Here is a 2,120-nt window from a genome sequence, read left to right as displayed (position 1 = left end):
GGCCGCCCGCCGGCCCGGCGCGCAGCAGCGCGCGCAGGCGGCCGAGCAGCCCGGCGGCGGCGGGCGCGGAGCGAGTGGCGTTGAGGTCGGAGTTCACGCGCTTCCCCTAATAGTCCGAATACAGGCGCACCGGCGTCGGCGTGACGAGCCAGTTGCGCGGCGCACGCGCGTCGAACGCGTAACGCAGGTACACGAGCGCCGAACTCGGCGCGTAGTCGTGCGAACGATCGATGTGCAGCTGCGCACCGACGCTCAGGTGCGGGTTCACGCGATACTCGACGATCCCGTTGACGCCGTACGAGAACGACACGCCGCGTGTCGAGCTGCCCGCATACGCGAGCGCCGCAATCGCGTCCGCCGACTTCAGCCCGGCGACGCCCGGCACCCCGAGCGGAAAGTACGGCGTGCCGCGCTCGTAGCTGTTCGAGACGCCGCCCGTCACGGTCAGGTCCCACGACAGCGCATCGGCGCGCCCGGCCCATTCGAGCGGCACGCCGAGCGACAGATAGCGCTGCGGGCTGTAGTAGCCGCCCTGCCCGTACGTGTAGTAGCGCAGGTTCTGCGCGTAATGCCATGCACTGCCGACCAGCCCCGTGCTCACGCGCATCGTCGCGCGTTCGTACACGGGCACCGTGAAGCCGGTGCGCAGCGTGACGGCCGCGTTGCGCTCGACGTTGCGGCCCGACAGCACGCCCGCGCCGAATTCCGCGAACAGGTTCGTGCGGCCGACGTCGGCCGACGCGCGCAGGTCGATGCCGTCGCGCCGCACGCCACCCCACACCGCACCCGTCCACGGATCGCGAAACCCCGCGTACGACAGCACGCTGCTGATCTCGGGCCGCCGCGACGCGTTCACCGTGAAGCTCGCGGGGCCCGCGTCGAACCGGTAGCGCACGCCGCCGACCACGTACTGCACCGGAAAGCCGAGCGGCGACGTGCCGACGTCGAAGCGCCACGCGTCGGTCTTGTAGCCGGCGCCGACCGCGACGCCGGTCGCCGACTGATGCAGCGAGCCCGGCGGATTCGCGGCCGGCGCGTTCAGCGCCGGATACAGCGCGAACGTGTTCAGCGCGTACGACGACGGATTGCTCGTGTCGAGCGAGCCCGCATCGAGATGCACGGTATCGATCTGCAGGAACGCATGCCCGTCGTAGCGCACCGGCAGCTGCATGTAGACCGGCACCTGCTGCGCGCGATACGCCGATACGCCGTCGTCGCCCGACTTGTACGCGGGCAGCCAGCCGATCTCGATCTCCGGGTCGCGCCGCTGCTCGAGATCCGCGAACGCGGCCTGCGCGGGCGTGCGGCCGTCGCGGCGCGGCGTCGCGCCTTCCGCGCGCTCCTGCGACAGCGACAGCCGGTACAACGAGGCCGCGTCGTCGTAGCGCCCCTGCGCCTCGGCGACGCTGCCCGCCGCGAGCGACACGTCCGAGCGCGCCGGATACGCGGCCTGCAGTTGCTCCGTGACCTCCGCGGCCTCGTCCGGGCGGCGCAGCGCATTCAGGCGCCGCACCGCCGACAGGCGCGTGTCGACATCGTCGTCCGGCGTGCGCGCGAGCACGGCCTGCACGCGGGCGAGCGCGGCGGCGCGCTCGCCGCTGTCCTCGTCGATACGTGCCAGCGCGAGCTGCACGTTCGCATCGTCGGGCGTGCGCGCGGCCAGCGGCGCGAGCGCGTCGCGCGCAGCGCCGTAGTAACCCTGTGCGCGTTCGAGATCGGCCAGTTCGAGCGCATAGCGCGGATCCGCGCGGCCGGCCGCGCTCGCGCGCTCGAGCTGCGCGCGCGCCTGCGCATAGTCCTGCCGAGCGATCGCGTCGTCGGTGCGGCGCAGCACGAGCCGCAGCGACTGATCCTCGAGCCGCGCGGACTGCGCGGGCGTCAGCGACGGCATGCCGCGCAGCGTGTCGAGCCAGGCGGCCAGCGCGTCGTCGCGCCCCGCGCGGCCGAGCAGGTCGCCGTAGCGCAGCCGCACGTCCGCGTCGGCGTCGGCCGGATGCGCGAGGATCCAGTCGTGCAGCGGCGCGAGGCCGCGATCGGCGTCGCCCGCGTCGATCCACTGCGTGCCGAGCGCGGCCAGCATGTCGGGATCGTCCGGCGCGCTCGCCTGCGCGTGCGCGAGC

The 2,120-nt window shown here is 73.4% G+C and carries 1 protein-coding gene; it reads right to left on the bottom strand.

Features of this window, described 5'->3' with window-relative positions; translation table 11 throughout:
* Nucleotides 1-106: 106 nt before the first annotated feature.
* Nucleotides 107-2,120 (bottom strand): cellulose synthase subunit BcsC-related outer membrane protein (locus tag BST28156_RS34415; RefSeq protein ID WP_174904571.1); only part of this gene is annotated, 2,014 nt, incomplete at its 5' end.

This window comes from Burkholderia pseudomultivorans (assembly GCF_902499075.1).
Classification (GTDB): Bacteria; Pseudomonadota; Gammaproteobacteria; order Burkholderiales; family Burkholderiaceae; genus Burkholderia; species Burkholderia pseudomultivorans.
Note: the sequence above shows the minus strand (reverse complement) of the source record. Positions and strands in the feature narration are given on the sequence as shown.